General features: G+C 39.3%; 11 protein-coding genes. 7 read left to right on the top strand and 4 right to left on the bottom strand.

Going from position 1 to position 20,155, the window contains the following annotated elements; genetic code table 11:
• Positions 1-7: 7 nt before the first annotated feature.
• Positions 8-904: a LysR family transcriptional regulator gene (locus tag QWZ01_RS19025; RefSeq protein WP_290326087.1), complete on the bottom strand. Its 897-nt coding sequence runs from the start codon at positions 902-904 to the stop codon at positions 8-10.
• A gap of 391 nt (positions 905-1,295) precedes the next feature.
• On the opposite strand from QWZ01_RS19025, the gene QWZ01_RS19020 reads away from it, so the two are divergent.
• From QWZ01_RS19020 to QWZ01_RS19010, 3 genes are all read left to right on the top strand, one after another.
• Positions 1,296-5,207: a malectin domain-containing carbohydrate-binding protein gene (locus tag QWZ01_RS19020; protein ID WP_290326086.1), complete on the top strand. Its 3,912-nt coding sequence runs from the start codon at positions 1,296-1,298 to the stop codon at positions 5,205-5,207.
• A 393-nt stretch (positions 5,208-5,600) separates the two neighbouring features.
• Positions 5,601-6,098 carry a hypothetical protein gene (locus QWZ01_RS19015; protein ID WP_290326084.1) on the top strand — a complete coding sequence of 166 codons (498 nt, stop codon included), beginning with the start codon at positions 5,601-5,603 and terminating at the stop codon, positions 6,096-6,098.
• 480 nt (positions 6,099-6,578) lie between these two features.
• Positions 6,579-7,379, top strand: a complete 801-nt coding sequence (locus tag QWZ01_RS19010; protein ID WP_290326082.1) for a helix-turn-helix domain-containing protein — start codon at positions 6,579-6,581, stop codon at positions 7,377-7,379.
• 293 nt (positions 7,380-7,672) lie between these two features.
• Here the strand turns inward: QWZ01_RS19010 and QWZ01_RS19005 are convergent, their stop codons facing one another.
• The 3 genes from QWZ01_RS19005 to QWZ01_RS18995 all read right to left on the bottom strand — a co-directional run bounded on the left by QWZ01_RS19005 (position 7,673) and on the right by QWZ01_RS18995 (position 9,378).
• Entirely contained in the window at positions 7,673-8,068 is a 396-nt protein-coding gene (locus tag QWZ01_RS19005) for a response regulator (protein WP_290326080.1), read from the bottom strand.
• Between the two features lie 290 nt (positions 8,069-8,358).
• Complete coding sequence (locus QWZ01_RS19000; RefSeq protein WP_290326079.1) at positions 8,359-8,763, bottom strand: helix-turn-helix domain-containing protein; 405 nt, start codon at positions 8,761-8,763, stop codon at positions 8,359-8,361.
• Between the two features lie 78 nt (positions 8,764-8,841).
• Complete coding sequence (locus tag QWZ01_RS18995; RefSeq protein ID WP_290326077.1) at positions 8,842-9,378, bottom strand: UpxY family transcription antiterminator; 537 nt, start codon at positions 9,376-9,378, stop codon at positions 8,842-8,844.
• 505 nt (positions 9,379-9,883) lie between these two features.
• On the opposite strand from QWZ01_RS18995, the gene QWZ01_RS18990 reads away from it, so the two are divergent.
• The 4 genes from QWZ01_RS18990 to QWZ01_RS18975 all read left to right on the top strand — a co-directional run bounded on the left by QWZ01_RS18990 (position 9,884) and on the right by QWZ01_RS18975 (position 20,116).
• Positions 9,884-10,660 (top strand): hypothetical protein, encoded by a 777-nt coding sequence (locus QWZ01_RS18990; protein ID WP_290326075.1) that lies wholly within the window; start codon positions 9,884-9,886, stop codon positions 10,658-10,660.
• Positions 10,661-10,722: 62 nt separating this feature from the next.
• Complete coding sequence (locus QWZ01_RS18985) at positions 10,723-15,999, top strand: PQQ-dependent sugar dehydrogenase (protein WP_290326073.1); 5,277 nt, start codon at positions 10,723-10,725, stop codon at positions 15,997-15,999.
• Between the two features lie 56 nt (positions 16,000-16,055).
• Positions 16,056-18,878, top strand: a complete 2,823-nt coding sequence (locus QWZ01_RS18980; protein ID WP_290326072.1) for a PQQ-dependent sugar dehydrogenase — start codon at positions 16,056-16,058, stop codon at positions 18,876-18,878.
• Between the two features lie 425 nt (positions 18,879-19,303).
• Complete coding sequence (locus QWZ01_RS18975) at positions 19,304-20,116, top strand: polysaccharide biosynthesis/export family protein (RefSeq protein WP_290326071.1); 813 nt, start codon at positions 19,304-19,306, stop codon at positions 20,114-20,116.
• The last annotated feature ends 39 nt before the right edge of the window (positions 20,117-20,155 follow it).

Raw genomic sequence — 20,155 nt, 5'->3', positions numbered from 1 at the left:
AGTAGCCTTACATCCACTTTTGGATGAGTATTTTTTGCAATTCTTCAATTTCAGCAGCATAAATGGTTTTTTTACGAGTGCCAAAATGAAGTATGTTTTCCAAATGAAGTTCGCCCTCCCAAACCAATTGAATATTGCCTGCTTCAATTTCTTTTCGGCAAAGAAAATCGGGCACAACCGAAAAACCTTCTCCATTACTCAGGCACCGGATAATGGAGCTCATGTTTGGAACAATAAAATTTGGCTTAAAGTCGGGGTGGTTGCCAAAGTTTTTTACCCAAAAATTCTTGAGGTGTTCCATATCGGCAGCTGTGCTGTACCAGAGCTGATGTTTTAGCCATTCTTCGCTTTCGACCAGGTTTTTGGAAAGCAATAGTTGTTTCAGGTGGCTGGTATCTGATTTTGCCCCGGCAACGAGCACAATCCGTTCTTTTGAAAACGGCCTGTATTCCAGGTTAGGCTGATGCCCTTTTTGTGATGTAATGATCAGATCAAGCAACCCATTATCAAGGTCTTGTTGCATTTGAGGATATTCACCAAATTTAATGATCAAATTAAAGGGTAATTGAGCAACGTGCTCTTCTAACGTGTATTGAAAGGTTTCAAAACACATACCCACGCTAATGGTTGATCTGTCGGCTTTGGAGGTTCTATGAAACAGTTGTTCGGCACTTTCCAGTTTTGATAAAGGTTCTAAAACAAAGTTATAGAATATCTTTCCCCGTTCAGTAGGCACCATTTTCCGGGCCGCTCTGTCAAACAATTTATATCCGGTGTAAGCCTCCAATGAATTTAAATGTAAACTAACTCCGGGTTGTGAAATGAAAAGCTGCTGCGCAGCAGCAGATAGCGTTCCGGTCTCATATATAGCCTTAAAAGTTCTAAGCCATTCTAAATTAAGCATTCTATTATTTTTATGATACAAATATACGATTTGAATAATTAATATATTGTCAAAGTCGAGCCGTCACGAATCTCAAAACCAATTTTATTGTTGCTTTATCCAAACCGCGGGTAAGTTCAATTTGTGCACAAATCAAGTTAAAATAAGATACCCTTGTAATCACTGGAAAAAGTTAATATTTTGAATAACAGCGTTTTTTCATGATAATAAGTATCCGATTTTTATTCCCTATGAGAGGCAGGATGTGTCTCATTCACACTATTATACGTTTTGGTCACATGCGTTTTTATGAGGCCACCTCTCCCTCAGAAATTGCGTAATATTGATATAAAAGGATTGCTATGTATTATGAATAATGAAACGTGTTAGTTAATTAATATATATGATTCCAATGATTACAAATAGTAAAATAAACAATGGCTTGTTTTATTTGAGCAAAACTTCTTTTTTATTATTAGCGGTTTTACCTCTATTTGCTTTTTCTTTAAATTCTTCAAACAAAAATCGATCAATCTATCTTAAACCGAATCGATCAAACGCTGCTAAATCTGCAGTAAATGAATTTACAATTCCGGCAACAGTCAATATAGCATTTGTTCCGTCAACAACAGCGGCACCTGCGGGTTATACCGCCGATAATGGTTTGGCTTACAGTGATGCCCGTGGCTTCGGTTGGGTAAATCCAACAACCAAAGCGCCTCAGGATATGACTGCTAATATGCGTATCCGCACGGGCTCAAGTGCCAAGCAGCTTTTAGGAGTAGTTCAGATGCAGGCCAGTGACAAGGGGCAATTACCAGGTACCTGGGAATACACTATTCCTAACGGCACCTACCGGGTAACTATTGGCGCAGGCGATGAGGCTTATTTTGATAGCGACCATCAAATAAACGCGGAGGGCTTACCTATTATTACCGATCTGATCACCACAACTGCTGCTAAGCATAAAGTAGCAATAGGCGTGGTTACAGTTACCGATGGTAAGCTTACCATTGATGCTACAGGTGGGATTAACAGCAAGATCAATTACATCAGTATTGCTAATGCCGACCCGGTAACAGACACCACAGTGCCAACAGCAAGCATCAGGCTTGCAGGCAGTCTTCAATCTGCAGGTGTTTATACCGGTTCTGTACAAGTTTTTGGTACCGCAACAGATGGAGGAGCCGCAGGTATTAAATCCTTACAGTACTCCATCAATAACGCAGCATACGTTAATTATACAAGCCCGATTACAATAACAGCCCCTAATACTTATAGTATAACATTAAAAGCCATTGATGCTAATAACAATGAAAAAATTAGCACGGCAAGTAGTTTCACTATATCTGGTGGTGGCCAGGCAACAGGAACTACTACAAAAACTATTGCTTTTTTACCATCAACCTCAACCGCCCCTGCCGGTTACACACCTGATAATGGCCTTGCTTATACAGACGCGCGTGGCTTTGGTTGGGTAAACCCGATAACAAAGGCGCCTCAGGATATGACAGCTAATATGCGTATCCGTACCGGCACAAGCGCAAAGCAGCTTTTGGGTGTGGTTCAAATGCAGGCCAGCGATAAAGGACAATTACCCGGTACCTGGGAATGTGCTGTAGCTAATGGCACTTACCGGGTTACTATAGGCGCTGGTGATGAGGGCTATTTTGATAGTACCCACCAGATAAATGCGGAGGGATTACCCATTATTGCAGACCTTACAACCTCAACTACAGCCAAGCATAAAATTGCCATTGGTGTAGTTACGGTTTCAGACGGAAAGCTTACTATTGATGCCAATGGTGGTGTTAACAGTAAAATAAATTATGTAACCATTGCGCCAGCCAGCCAGGTAACGGATACTACCGTACCAACAGTAGGCTTAAGAATAGCCGGCGCCATAAGCTCACCAGGCGTTTACAGTGGCCCGGTACAAGTGTTTTTATCAGGAACAGACGATGGCGGCGCTGGTATGGACTCGCTTAAATATTCAATAAACAATGCCGCATTTGTTAACTACACTACTCCGCTTACCATAACTGCAGCTGGAAGCTATAGCATTGTAGCCAAAGCCGTTGATGCTAATAATAACAAAAAAACGAGCCCGGCCTCAGCTTTTAGCATAGGGTCAGGTAGTGCTACCGGCACTGCTGGTGTTTACATGGTGTTAAAGAACCCTGATGGTTTCCCTGCAGATGATCGCTTATTATTTTCGCTTATCAAAACTCCATGGAGACGCACCAGTCCGGATACAACGCCTTTTAATGCCAATCATGATAAAATAAAACTCAGGATCAATAACCGGGGGGTAAATAAACTTACAGTAACTAATTTGCAGGTGTCAAATACCACTGCCTGGAAAGTAATATCTGTAGGGAGCGATTTAACGGCAAAGGTACCATTCAGTGTAAATTCTGAAGCCTTTGTTGACGTAACTATTCAGTTTATAACCAAAGATGCAGGCACAAGAATTAAAATATTTACCGATTCTTTAACCATAACCAGCAACGATAGTGCCTTCCCCACAAAACGTGTAAAACTCACCGGCATATCGCAGCTTGCCGGCGAAAGTACAAATGAACCATATGCCCAGCAGATTATAACGGCAGCCGGTTTTACCTCAACAACGGGTTACGGGCATGATGATGGTGATATAAATGGTACAGCAAAGGTTCCAAATTCCAGTGAGGTGGTTGCATCGTACTTTATTCAGGCAGATCCTACAAGACCGATAACGGTACATCAGGTTGCAGCTTATCATGGTTGTTGTTCTGCAATTGAATCTATCAGGTATTTCAAAAAGGGATCAAGCTCATCCTCATTAATCTTCACACACAATAATTTGGATGGTCAGTCGGTGCTTCCAAGGCTTATCGGTAGCACTACGTTACCGGCAACCAATACCTTTAATGTAACAGGTTCATTTGGATTAAAAGTGGGGTCTGCTTCGTCAGACAGAACACAAAACTTTAACGGATTAATAGGCATGCGGATACTGAAAGCCATGGATCCTAAAGGCAATATCATTCCGAATGCTTATTTCCTAGATTGCGATTACCTTGGAACTCAATTCACCAACTATGATTACCAGGATAATATTTATTACATTGAAAACATCAAACCCGATGCAGGCTCTGAACATTATTCTGAGCTGGTATCTCTTCCAAAAACAGCGATTGATTTAGGTCCTGTTAAAACTGCTTCATCCGGGTCGTTTATTCTGACATTGAAAAATAACGGACAAACATACCCTGATGGTTCAAGCGACTCGCCAATTACTTTACAAGGTTTACAGATAGTTGGCCCTAATTCCAGCGAGTTTTCGGTAAGCGCTTTAACAACAACTAACCTCGCGGTACAGGGTACAACTACTTTAACCGTTAAATTTAACCCAAGCACGGTCGGCATTAAAAACGCGGCTTTGATGGTTAAATATAACAGCTCGGCAGGCCCACTCAGGATACCGCTTTATGGCATAGGTAATTCAAATACCGCAACGGTTAATGTAATAAAACGGATAAAAGGTGGGGCAGATGCTAACTTAACGTCAGCAGATGGAACTGTATTTGAGTCTGATAAAAGTTACCGAAGCGGATCAATTAAGCTTGATATGCAGGTAGTAAAAGGACCTGTGGCCTGTACGGATAATGATATACTCTATCAAACTTATTTATCTGCAGCAGCAGATCTTGCAGAAACAAGATACAGTATTCCAATTGCTAATGGTAACTATCTGGTACGTATGCACTTTGTTGAAAATTATTGGAACGCAGTAGGATCAAGGGTATTTAATACTTACATAGAGAATAACCTTGCTTTGCCAAGTTTTGATATATTTTCGGAAGTTGGTTACAGATCAGCATTGGTAAAAGATGTAGCAGTATCTGTAACCGATGGTGCTATGACCTTCAGGTTTGACCCAACAGCAAACCGCTTAGGAATTGCAGCTATGGAAATATTCCAGGTACAAAATGTTTCATCGCTGGTGGCAGCTGACACTACGCAACAGTTGAGCGCGCTCAGATTAGCTCCAGAATCATTATCAACAGAGAAAAAAATAACCGTTTATCCTAACCCGAATGTGGGTAACTCATTCTTCGTGAATGCAAGCAATTTTGCTAAAAATGAAAAGGTTACCATATTGATAACCAACATGTCGGGCAGGTTACTGCAAACGGAAAGTTTTGTGGCCGATGCATTAGGTGGCGCCAGTGTACACGTAGCATTAAATAACGCGCTAACCAAAGGTGTTTACATTATAAGTGCTCAAAGCTCATCGGGAAACCTGGTATCAAAACTCATGGTTGATGGGGGGCAATAGCCAATATTTGAGTAACCACTTTATGTAGTAAACTAATCATTCACAACTAATAAAAGATAAAAGTTAAAATATTTTAGCCTCCTGCCAATCCAGCTTCACATTATTTGTGAGCTGGATTTTTTATTTAAATAGCTTATATATATGTATGTAATATCCAGGCTGCATAAAAGTCCAATTATTTTAACTGAGATGACAATCATTTACGCCTAAAATCCCTGTTGACATTTCAGCTAACAAAATGTTTTAACATTTTGTTGTTTTTAAGTAAAGCTTGGAACATTCTGATAAATCTTCACGTATACTTAATCAAGCTTTTGTATAATTGCCAAATATCAAATGATTTGACATCGACATACCCTGGCCTTAACCTTAATTTATTTTATTTTTTAAGAGATGAAAATGCAAAATGATGTGGATTCGGCTGTGAGCTTTGAAATAAACAATTTATTATATATGACGGAGTCATTAAATCAGTGGTTAAGTAAAGCCATTACCCTTCCCGAAAATTATAATGAAGCAAAATATTACTACGATAAACAACAGAGTGAGCTTTTTGTAGTCACCAAAAACGATAATGTTTTAATTAACAGTACAAATATCGTTGAAATTCCCCGCCTAACTTTAAAAGAACGGATTGCCATACAAATGGATTTTATCTACAGAATAGAAAACTTCAGACCTTTTGATCAGGTAGCCCTTGAAATTAAAAAACAAGATACCAGCTCCACCTTTGTACTTGACAACCTTTTACTTACTGATAGAAAGTTGAATTTATTAATTGATTACTGGTCAGAGTTTAAAATGGAGCAGCTTAATTATGCCATTAATGATTTTGAAGATGAGCACGACATCAACTTAAAGGTTGCAAAAATCCGTAATTCGTATTCCTAAAAAGTTTAAAAGGATAAGCTTCAAAGGCTGGGATCTATCGAGAGGTCTCAGCCTTTTTGTTTTGTAACACGCTGAAATGCAGTGATTAATATAAAGTAGTGTTGGCTGAATTACGAGGTTTTGATCTTATTCTAAAATCCATTTGCATCAATAATTCGTTTATTTATAATAAATATTTCTAAAACAAATATTAGGTTTTGAAGTATTGTATTGCAATGATTTAAGTTTAAAATCATATATATATTAATAAATGTTAACTTAACATGAAATAGTTTCATTTCGTAAACAATTTCCATTAACTCGTGTAAATTTTTACGGGATTTGTATTGATTGTTTTTTTTTAGTAGTATTATATATAATTTTAGTTAAATGATTCTGCGACTACTGGTTAACATTTAAAAAAGCCAGGAAATTTTTTGCTGAAACGATGATATTATAAGGGATGTAGAAAAAATTGGTGTCAAATTTAACAGGTAATTTATGGTCTCATTTTGGGATAAAAAAAGAGTTTTAAGATACGCCTCTATTGATTTTTTAGAGCGGTTTAAAATTTTGGATAAAAATTGTATTGGGGAGTTGCATCTGGAAGAATTATTAGGGCCTTTATTTGAAAATCATTTGCCATACCTTAACTCTGTGATGGATGGTAAGCCTAAGGTTTTTGAACAAAACATGAATTCGCACTTTAAGGGTCTTCACTCTTGTATTATTACATATTATCCGGATAAGAAAGATAAACAAATAGTTGGGTTTTATCTTCAGGTTTTAGAAAAGCAAGAAGTTGATTTGCTTGATCCGGAGCTGATGATGGCCATTAATCAATTCAACAATATTCTGAACGCTCCAGCATCTGCCGAAAAAGTAGAAGATACTGTAAAACCGGTGGAAGAGGCAATTGATCCCCAAATTCAAAAAGTTGCTGAATATTTGAAGTTGATAGTACTTATGGACTTTCCGGGCCTGGCTTTAATTGCCGAAACACACTGTATGTCGGTTTCTAAATTGAAACGCGATTTTAAGCTTGCTTACGGTGTAAGTCCATTTATATATTACAGGAAACTTCAGATGGATATTGCTGAGCAATATTTAAAAGAGAAAAAGTATCGGATAGGAGAGTTGGCAACCATATTTAATTTCTCTAATCCGTACAATTTTACGGCTTGTTATAAACGGTTAAAGAATAACTCAATTAACCTGAAGTTTGACTTTGCTTCGCTGGTTTTCTTACTGGCTATGCTTACTCCAATTTGGAATTTGATTTCATCAGATTACGCTAATTGATGATTAATTGTTTGGGCTTTAACAGCTAAAGTATGGGCGCTAACAGGTTATGTTTGAGGTTTGTTACAATTATCTTTATAATATCACAATAAGATAAAGAAACAATAATTTGTAAATAAACTTCACTCTCAAAGCGGTTAATCATGTTCATTTTAATGAAGTTGGTTTAAACAGATCTTTCAATCAATAAAAAGAAATTTAAACTTCACTCGGTTTAAACCATATTGATTAACCGCATTTTTTAATTTTTCCAATTTTTTATTTTTCAGGCTTTCACGCCTGGTCTTAAATGATCAAGTCACCTGATTGGAAAAAATATCCTGAATTATTTTTTGGGTTATGGGTTTAACAAAGTAAGATTTAACACAAGGATACTTTGTAGACCGGTTAATATCGTGCTTGTTAAGGGAAGATGTTAATATAAAAACATCAACATGTTTAATCAGCGAGTGCTCAAGAGTGCTGAAACTTTCCAAAAAATCCCAGCCACTAAATTTGGGCATGTTTAAATCTAAAAGTATAAGATCAGGAAGGGCAAGGGCATTTTCTTTGTTTTCCTGCAGCAGTTTTATTGCCAACCGGCCATCAATGCTATGCACGGTTTCTAATGGATAAGTATACTTAACCAGCATCTTATCAACAATAATATGTTCAAGAGGATTATCGTCTATGATGAATACTTTAATCATTTTTATGTTGATTGATGCATGATAGTTTTTGACTCCTGAATTGGCCTGAAGTTACGTTGGCTTATTAATTTTCATGAATTAAACTGTAATGCAATTGTGTTAAAATGCCTTGTCTGTAATTTAATCTTATAAGTTGGGTTTTATGGGGCAATATTGTAAAAAGTGCGCCCGGAACTTAGCCGGACACCCTTGTTTAGTGTGAATTTTATAATCAAAAAAGTTAACCTTACTTAAAATCTAAAAGAATACCGATATGGATAATCAGAATGCGGTTTATTTTACACGCTGCATTATTGGTTATCGTTTACTACTTCAACTTTTTGCTGATCAAAATATTCGTTGATTTTTGTATAGTTTAAAAGTAATTTATTGTACTCTTCCAACAATGCGATATAACGGTCTTTCCATACATGATGAGTAGGCAATTCCCAAAAAATCGGATCGTCGCTATCAGGTTCTTTATAATTATGAACTTCCTGAAATTCCTCCTTGGTAAATAAATTGGGGAACTCTACTGAAAAGTCATGTTTCAGGATACATCCTATCCGGTAAATTATTTCTGTTTTTAGATATTTTTGGTTAAACCAGTTATACACCGATCTCCGGTTAACATGGGTTAGGCGTGCAATTTCGCTGATGCTATAACCTTTTTTTCTAACCAGCATCTCCACAATATGTCCATAGTGCTCTTCCATGAAAATTTGTTTTATATGTTTTAGAAAATGAGTGATTTAAGATATTACTTTCTGTTATTTATGTGAATTGGCAATTGTTTACACCAGGCTCACTGCTGTTTTTTCTGTGTTAACTACCAATGCGCAGTTAAGCTGCTTCATAAACATTACAACAGATTTTCCTTTGATCTTAAGTACCTCACCCTGCCAGTCAAGAAGAACACCGTCTTCTATTTTCATTGTATCTCCAACTTTGATCCTGGGGAGGCTTACAGCCTCTACATTATCGTAATTTTCAATCAGCTTTTTTATTCGCTCTATTTCTGAGTTATTAACCGATGCAGGTTTGCCGCAATGATTAACAAAGTTTACAACACCCATTGTTTGCCTCACTTTAAGCTGATCTTTGAGGTCGGCCCTCACAAATAAGTACGAAGAAAATAAAGGAAGTTCAACGATCTTGGTTCGGTCAACCCATCGGTGTTTGGTTTTAATAGTAGGACAGAATGAATTTATATTCTGTGTTTTGAGAAGTTTGTCTACTTTTTTTTCCCATCTGGATTTGGTATAAACCACAATCCATTTAGGCTTGTTGAGGTCAGTAACCTCGGTTTGTGTTGGTGTGAAGTTTGTCATAAAATTTAAATTGAGAGTTATTTAATTTTATCTGTATTCGGTAAATGTTTTCTACATAATAATTTTTTATATGTTGTTAAAATGTGAATCCATACAAATTTTTGTTCCGAAATTCAATACGTTTTAAGCATTTATTAATCAGAAATCAGTCATAATTTAAGGATAATTATCTGGCCTACAGTGCCAGCTGTTCATTATGTGCAGCGATTTGTGAAATTATGCACACATGTGTGAAAAGTATTATTTACACATAATAAGAATAATATTCACTATGTAATTAATTGGGGAAAAGCCTGATTTTAAGCAGAAAAAAGTATGGACAGTTAAAAATATTGTAGCACTTACTCGCATTTTCTCGCATTTCACACAATAAATAAATTTTATTTTAAACAAATAAATATTATCCTACTATTGTTTAAAATTCCACTATCATCTAATCAGTAGTCTGGCCTTTTTAAGCTTACTTCCCGTAAGTTAGAGGGCTCCGCTATATTTAACCGTCATTATGAGCATGCCTACCATGCAACTATTCTCCCGTTTAACGGATCCGAACGATCAAGTTATAGATATTATGTGTGATGTGCTTAAAAATGCATATAACCCTGCTTTATCAAATTTTTTTATCTATCGTGATTCAAATTTTAAAACCTACCTGTGTAGTATAGTTGATAGTCCGGATGTTTACATATTTTACACTTGTGATAACGATTCCAATCAGCTTACGGGATTCGTGATCTTTGAAGTTGAAGGACAGAGTGTTTATTTACGCAACATCATCATCAATCATCAGTTAGCTGCCAATAATATCGGTTCGCGCATTTTTTATAAATCACTTGATATTATAAAAAATGAAAGAAGTGAAGTAGATATCCTGCAATTAGATGCATTAGGAAAAAATGGAGGGGTATTAAACTGGTATCTCAGCATTGGGATGAAAATTAACAGGTACCTGTACTGGTATGATATTACAGATCTTTTTAAAAACTCGGCACCTCCCAAATCAAATACCGGCGGCTACAGTAACACCCAGCTTGTTCAGGATGCCTACGGATTTACACAGCTAACACTTAATGGACAGGAAATAGGTTCATTAGTTCAGCAAAAATACCTGGTTGTAAAAACCACTTTAACTCAAGATATCTTAAGTTGTATACGGCACTATTTTTTTACCATGTCGCTTCTGTCAGTATGCCTGATCAGCAATGAAAAACTAAACTTATTACTGATTGAAAGGGCTGCTCATCTGGTTATTAGCTTGCAAAAGTTAAAAACAAAGGAATAGTTACCCCCGCCGAATTACAGATTTAGTTAGAAACCAATTAGTTCACTCTTATTTCGGAAATCATGAACAGATATTTTCTACTACCGCTGTTTTATTTTTTGCTGCAAAATATTGGGGTTTTTGCAAGCAATAAAAACTTTAACCCAGACAGTGTAAACAACCTGGATGCACCCTGTTCGCCTTATAGTACGTTGCCGTGTACGGGTATTCAGGTTGCCTTGCCCTATTCACTATCATTTAATGCCGCGGTTAACGGTACATTGGCTGATAAGAATGGTGCGGGAATGGGTTTTACCATGGCAATACCCAATTCAGGAGCACGCCTGGCTGTAGATGGCGCGTCGTCAGTGCCGGATGCGCCAGGTTATGAACCGTCAAAACTTACAGTAACAGGAGGGCGTTTATCACTGGTTACAAACAAGGGTATCGATTATCTTACAAACAATAATGGAGTAAACATCTTGGGTGTTCAGATTCAGCAGAGTGGGAAAATAAATATAGAAGCATCGGTCATCAATCCACTCAATAGTACGCAGGCTCAACAAGCCGGAGTTTGGTATGGCTTAAATGATCATACAAGTATAAAGCTGGATATAAGCGGTAACAAAGTAGAGTTACGCCGGGAGCTTAATGATGTATCAAGCAATGTGGTTGGGGCCAGTAATCCAGATCAGCGTATAACAGCGGTTATCGCTAATCTGAACACAAAAACGGTGAGGTTGAGGCTTACTATTGATGCCACTACTCAAACAGCGCAGGGCTTTTATTCGGTAGATGGGGGCACCACTTATGTTAGTACAGGAGCCGCGTATCCAACAGCATCAATAAATATAAGCGGAATGGGGCTTACCAATGCTCAGGCATATGCCGCCATTTATGCCACACACCGTAATGCAACAACACCGGTTACGTATACCTTTGATGATTTCAGCGTAAAAAGCGATGCGGGTAGCAGTTCATCAAACACACCCTGCCCACCCTTTAGCACATTGCCTTGTGCAAACATACAGGTTGCCTTGCCTTATTCATTGTCATTTGATGCCGCGGTTAATAATACATTAGTTGATAAAAATGGAGCAGGGGTAGGCTTTACTATGGCATTGCCTTATTCAGGAACACGTTTAGCTGTGGATGGTACACCTTCAGATACAGACGCACCAGGTTATGAACCATCAAAGCTTACCTTAACCGGCGGGCGTTTATCTGTGGTAACCAATAAGGGTATCGATTATCAGGCTAATAACAATGCGATAAACATCCTGGGAGTGCAGGTGCAGCAAACTGGTAAAATAAACATAGAGGCATCAGTGATCAATCCTTTGAATGGCACATCATCTCAACAGGCGGGGGTTTGGTATGGATTAAATGATCATACATCCATCAAGTTAGATATCAGCGGTAATAAAGTAGAGTTACGTAGGGAGCTTAACGATGTATCAAGCACGGTATCGGGAACAACCAATCCTGACCAACGCATAACAGCGGTTATCTCCAACCTGAATACCAAAACGGTTAGGCTAAGGTTATCCATAGATGCAGCCTCGCAAATCGCCGAAGGCTTTTACTCAACAGATGGGGGGGCTACCTATATCAGTACTGGGGCAGCTTATCCAACACCGTTAATAAACATAAGCGGTATGGGGTTAACCAATGCCACTGCTTATGCTGCCATTTATGCCACACATCGTAATGCCACAACGGCTGTTACTTATACGTTTGATGATTTCAGTGTGAAAAATGATGTGCCTGTTAATCCAGGCTCTTCTTTAAAATTTTCATCTGATAGTTTAACCTACACTATATTCAGAGGAGGAGCCGTGAAATCTCAATCAGTTACATTATCAGCTGGCGGAGCAACACCAACGGTTACTTTTAAGGCGCTCAACGCCACATGGCTTCACCTTCCATCTGCTGCTGTAGGTACAGTTACTTTTGGACCTGCCAATATAAGTTCTGACTTAGCACCGGGTACCTACAAGGGTTCGGTAGTGGCGCAGGCTTCAGGTTACCAACCTGATACTTTAGGCATCAGGATCATTGTGGTGGATGGCGTCTTTCTTACTTCAACCAATGTGAATTTCCAGGATGCCGCATCCATTCCACCAAGCAACTGGATCCGGGATTTTGGCCAGGCTTACGCTTTCAGAACAGCGCCTTACCAGTCATCAGGCTTGCAGTTTGGATGGAAAAAGAAATCAGACTCAACCCCTATCAACATTACTTCTAATGGATTTAACCGGAATGAGCCTGAAGATGTTACGCTTTCAACCTTGATATATATGCAGGCTAATAATATAAGTGGCACTTTTTCAGGGACAAAAACGGAGGCATTCTGGGAAATAAAGGTACCTAACGGAACCTATGATGTATCAGTTTCTGCCGGCGATGGTGTAGGAGATGGCAACCCTGAAAGTGATAATTTAACTGTAGAAGGTGTAAAGGCAATTACCGGTTTTGTACCAAGTGGGCTCCCCGGAGCAATAACCCGGTTTAAACAAGCCACAGTGAGGGTTGCAGTTAAAGACGAACACGTTACCATTACAGCCGATGGCGGTACCAATACCAAAATTAATTATGCAAATATCTCTCCTGTAAGTATTTCACCTTTCCTGGGTTGGTCAGACGGAGTGGTGAATATTTTAGTGGCCAAAGGCAGCACTGGCACCAAAACCTTTTCATTAATGGTAGGTAACTCCGATAATAAATCGCTTAATTACGCTTTATCATCAACCTATAATACAGGGACGCCTGGCTGGCTGAGCATGAATGCTTCACAAACTGGAGTAATGCCTGTAGTAACCTTTAATTACACCGCTGCGGCTGCATTACCAATTGGCTCATACAGTGTAGCTGTCAGGGCTTCTGCAACAGGTTATTCAAGTACCTATACTAATGTTTATTTGCGGGTAGTTGATGGTAATAATCCATATGTTATTTCATCATCACCAGAAAACGCGGCGGTTAAGGTAAGTCCTAACACAGTTAGTGTTGCGGCTAACCACCTCTCGGTACCTGCCGTAACCGGCTTTAAAGGTGGGGTAGATAATAGCACTATTACCAGTACCACAGTTAAACTATATAAACTTATTGATAATGTGGCTACCGAAGTACAAGGCGTAGTACAAGGAACGGGTGGTGGAGATGCTATCAGTTTTTCACCCAAATTTGCGCTTGATCCTAATACCACTTATAGGTTTAACATTACCAATGGTGTAAAATCATACAGCGGAGCCGCATTTACGCCTTATACATCCACATTTGTTACAGACTCGGCCAGGACAGACTCCACAACCAAAATTTTAAATGCACAGTTTACCAAAGTAACTATGCCGGGTACTTCAAATAAAAAGTACACCACTTTACGTTTTGGTCCCGATGATAAATTTTATGCCTTAAGGCTTGATGGTGCTATTGAACGGTACACAGTAAACCACAGTACCGGCATGCTGAGCAATCAGCAAATTATCAATACGCTGATTACCAAATATGGCAACAGGTCAGCAATAGGGTTGGTTTTTGACCCAGCCTCTACAGCTGCTAACTTGATTTGTTATGTTACACATTCATCCTCAGGGTTAATTAATTCACCATCTTTTGATGGTAATATATCAAAGTTAACCGGTGCTGATCTGCAAACAGAAACACTGATGATCACAAAACTGCCTCGCTCAACACGCGATCACATGTCAAACAGTCTGCAGTTTGGGCCCGATGGTGCCATGTACCTGTCGCAAGGCAGTAACAGTTCTGCCGGTGCCTTTGATGCCGATTGGCAACGTGCCGAAAGCTTACTTTCTGGCACCATACTGCGTATTGATATGCAGAAGTTAAACGCTGTGACATTGCCGTTAAATGTACAAACCACGGCTACACAAAGTGTTATAAACGCTGCACCTGCTGCTTCCAGAACTATGAGTGATGGTACATATAATCCATACAGCACAGTCTCGCCGGTAACAATTTATGCATCTGGTGTCAGAAACGCTTATGATCTGTTATGGCACAGTAACGGGCAGTTATATATCCCGACAAATGGATCGGGTGGTGGCGGTAATTCACCAGCCTCTGTTAACGGTACCCGCAGGCCAAACGGAACCACTTACCAAGGGCCAGCTATTCCGGCAACTACTGATGTACAGGTACAAGTAGATTGGTTATTCAGGGTAAATCCTTTAAAAGCAGTGGGATACTTTGGTCACCCTAATCCTTTGCGTGGCGAATATGTAGAAAACCGTGGTTATACTGATAACCCACTTTATCCGGTAAATGTGGTACCCGATGCTAACTATCGCGGGGCCGCCTATAATTTTGGCTTAAACCATTCACCTAATGGAGTTATTGAATATAAGAGTAATACCTTCAATGGGGCCTTGAAGAATAAGATCCTGGTTTGCCGGTTTAGTGGTGGTGGCGATATCATGGTTCTGAAACCAGGATCGTTGGTTAAGGTAGGGTCAATAAACAATGCCAACAGTGATGATCATATTTATGATATTACAGAGGTTACTACCGGCTCCGGAAATTTCGGTTTGGTAGGCATGTCTGGCTTTGCTAACCCGATAAACCTTGTTGAAGACCCTACCAATGGGAATTTATATGTAATTGAATATAACTGGAATGCCAATGCCAATCTGGTAACTCAGATTACATTGTTGAAAGTAAATAACAGCCCTAATGCTGCAACCGGGTTGTTAAGTTTATCTGCCGGTAAAGCTTCAGATATTCATGGTTTAATAACCTATAAAAACTATGATGTAGCCGTTGCCAACAAGGGTGATGGCGATCTGAAAATAAAAGATATCAGGTTAACGGGCCGTGATGCTGCAAACTTTAATATTCAGGGCATACCACTGCCAACTAAAGACAGTCTTTTAACATTGAAAAAGAATGCTTCGTTATCATTCATGGTGAGCGCCCCTGCAAATTTATCTACTAATCAAAGTGTTAAACTCAGGGTAACCAGTGTGGAAGATTCAGTGAAAGAGGTAGAATTAAAGCTACAGCCAGACTCAACCGGAAGCAGCAGTGCTGATAGTCTTCAGTTTAATATTAATACCCTTAATAAAAAGGCCGGTAGTTCATTAACTGTTTATCCAAATCCAAACCTCGGAGAGGTGCTGCATATTCAACTTTCAAATTACAAAAAGCTTGAAAAAGTGAATGTAGCGTTATTTGATATTATGGGTATTAAGTTGAAATCTGTTGATCTAACCTCTGATCTGCAGGGAAACTGCAACACGGCCATACAAATGCCTAAGGTGGTCAGTACCTCTTATTTTATAATCAGAGCAGTTAGCCCTTCGGGCAGTAAGGAAGCAAAGGTCATGCTTCAGAAATAAGGATTTATTTTTTAATCATATATTGTTGTATATTAATCATTTAAAGTTTTTCTTTTATGAAAAAAGCTTTGTTTTTATCAGTTGCCGTTTTTTTAGTACTTGTTGGAGTTGTTTTTTTACCCGGACATTTATTAAGCTACTTACCTACACTTGCAAATGCCAGGCAGCCCGATGCTTTACCAGAAGAGCCTGTTGTGGAGTTTACCAAGCCATCAATGGCAACACTAAAAATAAACTTTCAGGATTCGGCAGTAACAACTCCTGTTGGCTGGATTAAGGATTATGGTTTACCATTTGGCGTAAAACCTGGTGTGTTTGAATTGGGTAGCTTACAATACGGATGGAAAAAGAGAGATGACGGAACGCCTATAAATTTTGTAAGCAACAGCCGCAACAGGAATAACCCTGATGATGTTTTGCTTGAAGGGCTTATACACATGCAATCAAATGATATTGGTTTGCGTTATGGTCCTTACAAGGGTATCAGAACAGAAGGTTACTGGGAAATAAAGGTGCTGAACGGATACTATGATGTTGTTGTTACATCCGGCGATGGCTTTGTGGGCAAGGCTAAAGAAAAGGAATGTATCAATATTGAAGGTAAAAAAGCCATCAAAGATTTTATTCCTTATGGTAAGGAGGGTAGTTTTGGCAGGTTTAAAACAGCCAAGATCAGGGTAAAGGTTAGCGATGGTCTTTTAACTGTTAATGCCGATGGCGGTATCAATACCAAGATCAACAACATACAGATTACTCCTGTTAAGCTTGACCCTTACTTCTTTTTAGAAAAGTTTAGCCCCAACCTGTTGGTTGCCAAACATGATACTGGAAGTCATTTGCTTCACCTGAATTTAATTAATCCGGAAGGTAAAACCATTAATTATGGCTTGCACATAGATTATTTAAAGGGTGCACCAGGTTGGCTGCATTTAATTGCCGACAAAGCTAAAAAGGACAACAACCTAACTTTTGATTACTCGGCAGGTAAAAGCTTTGCATCGGGAATTTACATTGTAAAGGTAACTGTAACAGCTCCGGGTTATAACTCACAACAGGCGCTTTACCAATTGCGGGTTGTGGATGATTCAATGCCATACGTTGTGGCTGCAAACCCGGCTAATGGTTCAACCTCGGTAAGTATCAATACCTCAAATATCGCGGCAAATAACCTTTCTGTGCCTTTGGTAGAGGGGGTTAAGGGTGGTATTGATAATTCATCCATCACCAATAAAACGGTAAAGCTTTTAAAGGAAATTAATGGTACTTACGTTAATGTAAAAGGAGTTGTGCAGGGTACAGGCGGTGGCGATGCCATAAGCTTTTCACCAACCGCGGCACTTACGCCAAATACGCATTATAAATTTTTAATCACCAGCGGAGTAAAATCATACTCCGGTGCTCCGATAGAAGGTTTTGAAAGTAATTTCTCAACAGGTACCTTACCAGTTGATTCAAGTAAGATATATAATGCTGATTTTATTAAGATAGCCATTCCAGGAACGCAGAATAAAAACTATACCACGCTTACATTTGGCCCCGATGGCAGGTTTTATGCTCTGCGTATGGATGGTGTAATTGAACGCTACGAGGTTAATCATGAAGATGGCACGCTGAGCAAGCAAACCATGATCAATACACTCAAAGGGAAATACGGTGAGCGTACAGCAATTGGTTTAACCTTTGACCCATCATCAACCACTGATAATTTAATTGCATGGGTATCACATTGCTCGGGTGGGCTTTCAAGCGCACCGGCATTTGATGGCAACATTTCACGTTTGGCCGGACCTGACCTGTCAATTGAAGAATTAGTAGTTAAAAGGCTGCCTCGTTCAACCCGGGATCATATGGTTAACAGCCTGGCCTTTGGGCCCGATGGCGCATTGTATATTTGCCAGGGTAGTAATAGCTCGGCGGGTGCTTTTGATAAAGGCTGGCAGCGCGAGGAAACTCTGCTTGCCGGTGCCATACTCAGATTAGATTTGCACAAGCTGGCTAAAGTGCCTTTGCCGCTTGATGTAGAAACAAGCCCCGATCAAAAGCTAATCAATAAAGCTCCGGTAGATAATATTAAAATGGGCGATGGTAAGTACAACCCTTACAGTACAAAATCGCCGTTAACTATTTATGCTTCGGGCATACGTAATGCTTATGACCTGGTTTGGCACAGTAACGGTCAACTGTACCTGCCTGCCAATGGATCTGGCGGCGGCGGCAACTCGCCAGAATCTGTAAACGGTACACGCAAACCCGATGGCAGCTTTTACAGCGGGCAACATGTGCCGGCAACTAAATCTGTACAGGTACAGCATGATTGGTTGTTTAGGGTAAATCCATTAGCAAAAGGTATAGGATACTATGGCCATCCCAACCCATTGCGCGGCGAGTATGTGGTTAACAGGGGTAATATCGATAATCCGCTATACGATAAAAGCATAAATACCGACATAAATTATCGTGGAGCTGCTTTTGATTTTGGATTGAACCACTCACCTAACGGTGTAATTGAATACAAGAGCAATGCCTTTGGCGGTGCCTTAAAGGGTAAACTGTTAGTGTGCAGATTTAGCGGCGGGGGCGATATTATGGTACTTGAACCAGGGTCAATGGTAAAAGCCAAAACGTTACCGGCCAAAGGCGGTGATAAGATATATGATATTGTTAACAGCGCACGCGGTTCGGCCAACATAGGGCTGATCGGTATGTCGGGATTTGCAAACCCTCTTGACCTGGTAGAGGATCCTATAAACGGGAACCTGTACATCAGTGAATTTAACTGGAATAATAACCCCAACCTTATATCGCAAATTACCTTGCTCAAGGTGCATGAAATGCCACAAACTTATGCAATGAAGGACAAGACAGGCAAGGTTAAATAATTCACGCCTATTTCCTGGGATTATATAGTATTAGTTAAATTTTTGGCTTGGATATGTTTTATTATTTACTAATATAATAATAAAACTTTCGGTTGTGCCATATTGAAGTGGTATGGCACAATCAATATGTGTAAAATATCTACAGTATTTCACGCTATTACACAATAAGTTGTCAAACTGGGTTTGGGGCTTTTTATCCATAATATATTTTTAATATTTGTATGTGGTTATAGTTATCCATAACCACATTATAAAAGTCACCCAATATACAGTCACTATGTTAGTGAGAGAGCGAAGCTCGTTAATGTATATGAAAACCCTCAACTTTCTTAACTAAAAAACTCCACATCATTGTTCATTGTCCGGTTAACTGTGTGTAGTTAATCATGTAACATAAATCCATAAACCACTTCACTAATAAAGTCATGATCAAAAAATCAAACCTGAAAATGGGTATGTGCTTCCCATTTCTTATCATCGTTATTTTATTGAACGCTTGCACCACTGCAAAAAAATTAAAATACTTCCAGGATCTGCCTGAGAATAACCAACTGACAAACCTTGGCGATTCTCATTTCACTGAGCCGGTTGTACAACCCGATGACATCTTGTCAATTAACGTTAATACAACCGAGGCTGATGCCGGCCAGATCATCAACGCCCGTAACGGTGTCAATCTGGTAGCAGGCATTAACAGCTCAACCGGATCAGTCGGTGTTAGCTCAGGCTACCTGGTAGACAAAGACGGATTTGTAGAGATCCCGATCCTTGGTAAAGTTCAGCTGGCCGGTTTAACCACAACTAAAGCCAAAGAGGTTGTAAGAACCGCTGCAAAAAAATATTTCAAAGACCCAATAGTTGATGTTCGCTTTTCAAACTTTAAAGTAACCGTTTTAGGCGAGGTTAACCGTCCTGCTTCTTACGTACTTCCCAACCAACAGGTTACAGTACTTGATGCTATTGGCTACGCTGGTGATATGACCATTTATGGTAAAAGAACCAATGTGCTGATCATGAGAAAAACCAGCGACGGCAAAAATCAATCAATAACACTGGATATGACTAAAAAGGATGTAGTTAACTCACCTTTTTACTATCTGAAACAAAATGATGTGGTTTATGTAGAACCACGCCGCGCCAGACAAGATACCAACACCGAAAATACAGTGCTTAAATACATTACTGTTGCGGCCACCGTACTTACCGCTATTGTGTTATTACACCGCTATAGCCTTTAACAAAACTTACCCTCAATACACCAAAATTAATTACTGAAA

It is taken from the genome of Mucilaginibacter aquaedulcis (assembly GCF_030409325.1).
GTDB classification, from domain to species: domain Bacteria; phylum Bacteroidota; class Bacteroidia; order Sphingobacteriales; family Sphingobacteriaceae; genus Mucilaginibacter; species Mucilaginibacter aquaedulcis.
The sequence above is the reverse complement of the archived record's forward strand: the minus strand, read 5'-3'. Positions and strand labels throughout refer to the sequence as shown.

Coding starts and splice junctions, on each gene's coding strand:
- QWZ01_RS18975 (WP_290326071.1), top strand. CDS start 19,304: ATGATCAAAAAATCAAACCTGAAAATGGGTATGTGCTTCCCATTTCTT.
- QWZ01_RS19005 (WP_290326080.1), bottom strand. CDS start 8,068: ATGATTAAAGTATTCATCATAGACGATAATCCTCTTGAACATATTATT.
- QWZ01_RS19025 (WP_290326087.1), bottom strand. CDS start 904: ATGCTTAATTTAGAATGGCTTAGAACTTTTAAGGCTATATATGAGACC.
- QWZ01_RS18980 (WP_290326072.1), top strand. CDS start 16,056: ATGAAAAAAGCTTTGTTTTTATCAGTTGCCGTTTTTTTAGTACTTGTT.
- QWZ01_RS19020 (WP_290326086.1), top strand. CDS start 1,296: ATGATTACAAATAGTAAAATAAACAATGGCTTGTTTTATTTGAGCAAA.
- QWZ01_RS18990 (WP_290326075.1), top strand. CDS start 9,884: ATGAGCATGCCTACCATGCAACTATTCTCCCGTTTAACGGATCCGAAC.
- QWZ01_RS19010 (WP_290326082.1), top strand. CDS start 6,579: ATGGTCTCATTTTGGGATAAAAAAAGAGTTTTAAGATACGCCTCTATT.
- QWZ01_RS19015 (WP_290326084.1), top strand. CDS start 5,601: ATGAAAATGCAAAATGATGTGGATTCGGCTGTGAGCTTTGAAATAAAC.
- QWZ01_RS18995 (WP_290326077.1), bottom strand. CDS start 9,378: ATGACAAACTTCACACCAACACAAACCGAGGTTACTGACCTCAACAAG.
- QWZ01_RS18985 (WP_290326073.1), top strand. CDS start 10,723: ATGAACAGATATTTTCTACTACCGCTGTTTTATTTTTTGCTGCAAAAT.
- QWZ01_RS19000 (WP_290326079.1), bottom strand. CDS start 8,763: ATGGAAGAGCACTATGGACATATTGTGGAGATGCTGGTTAGAAAAAAA.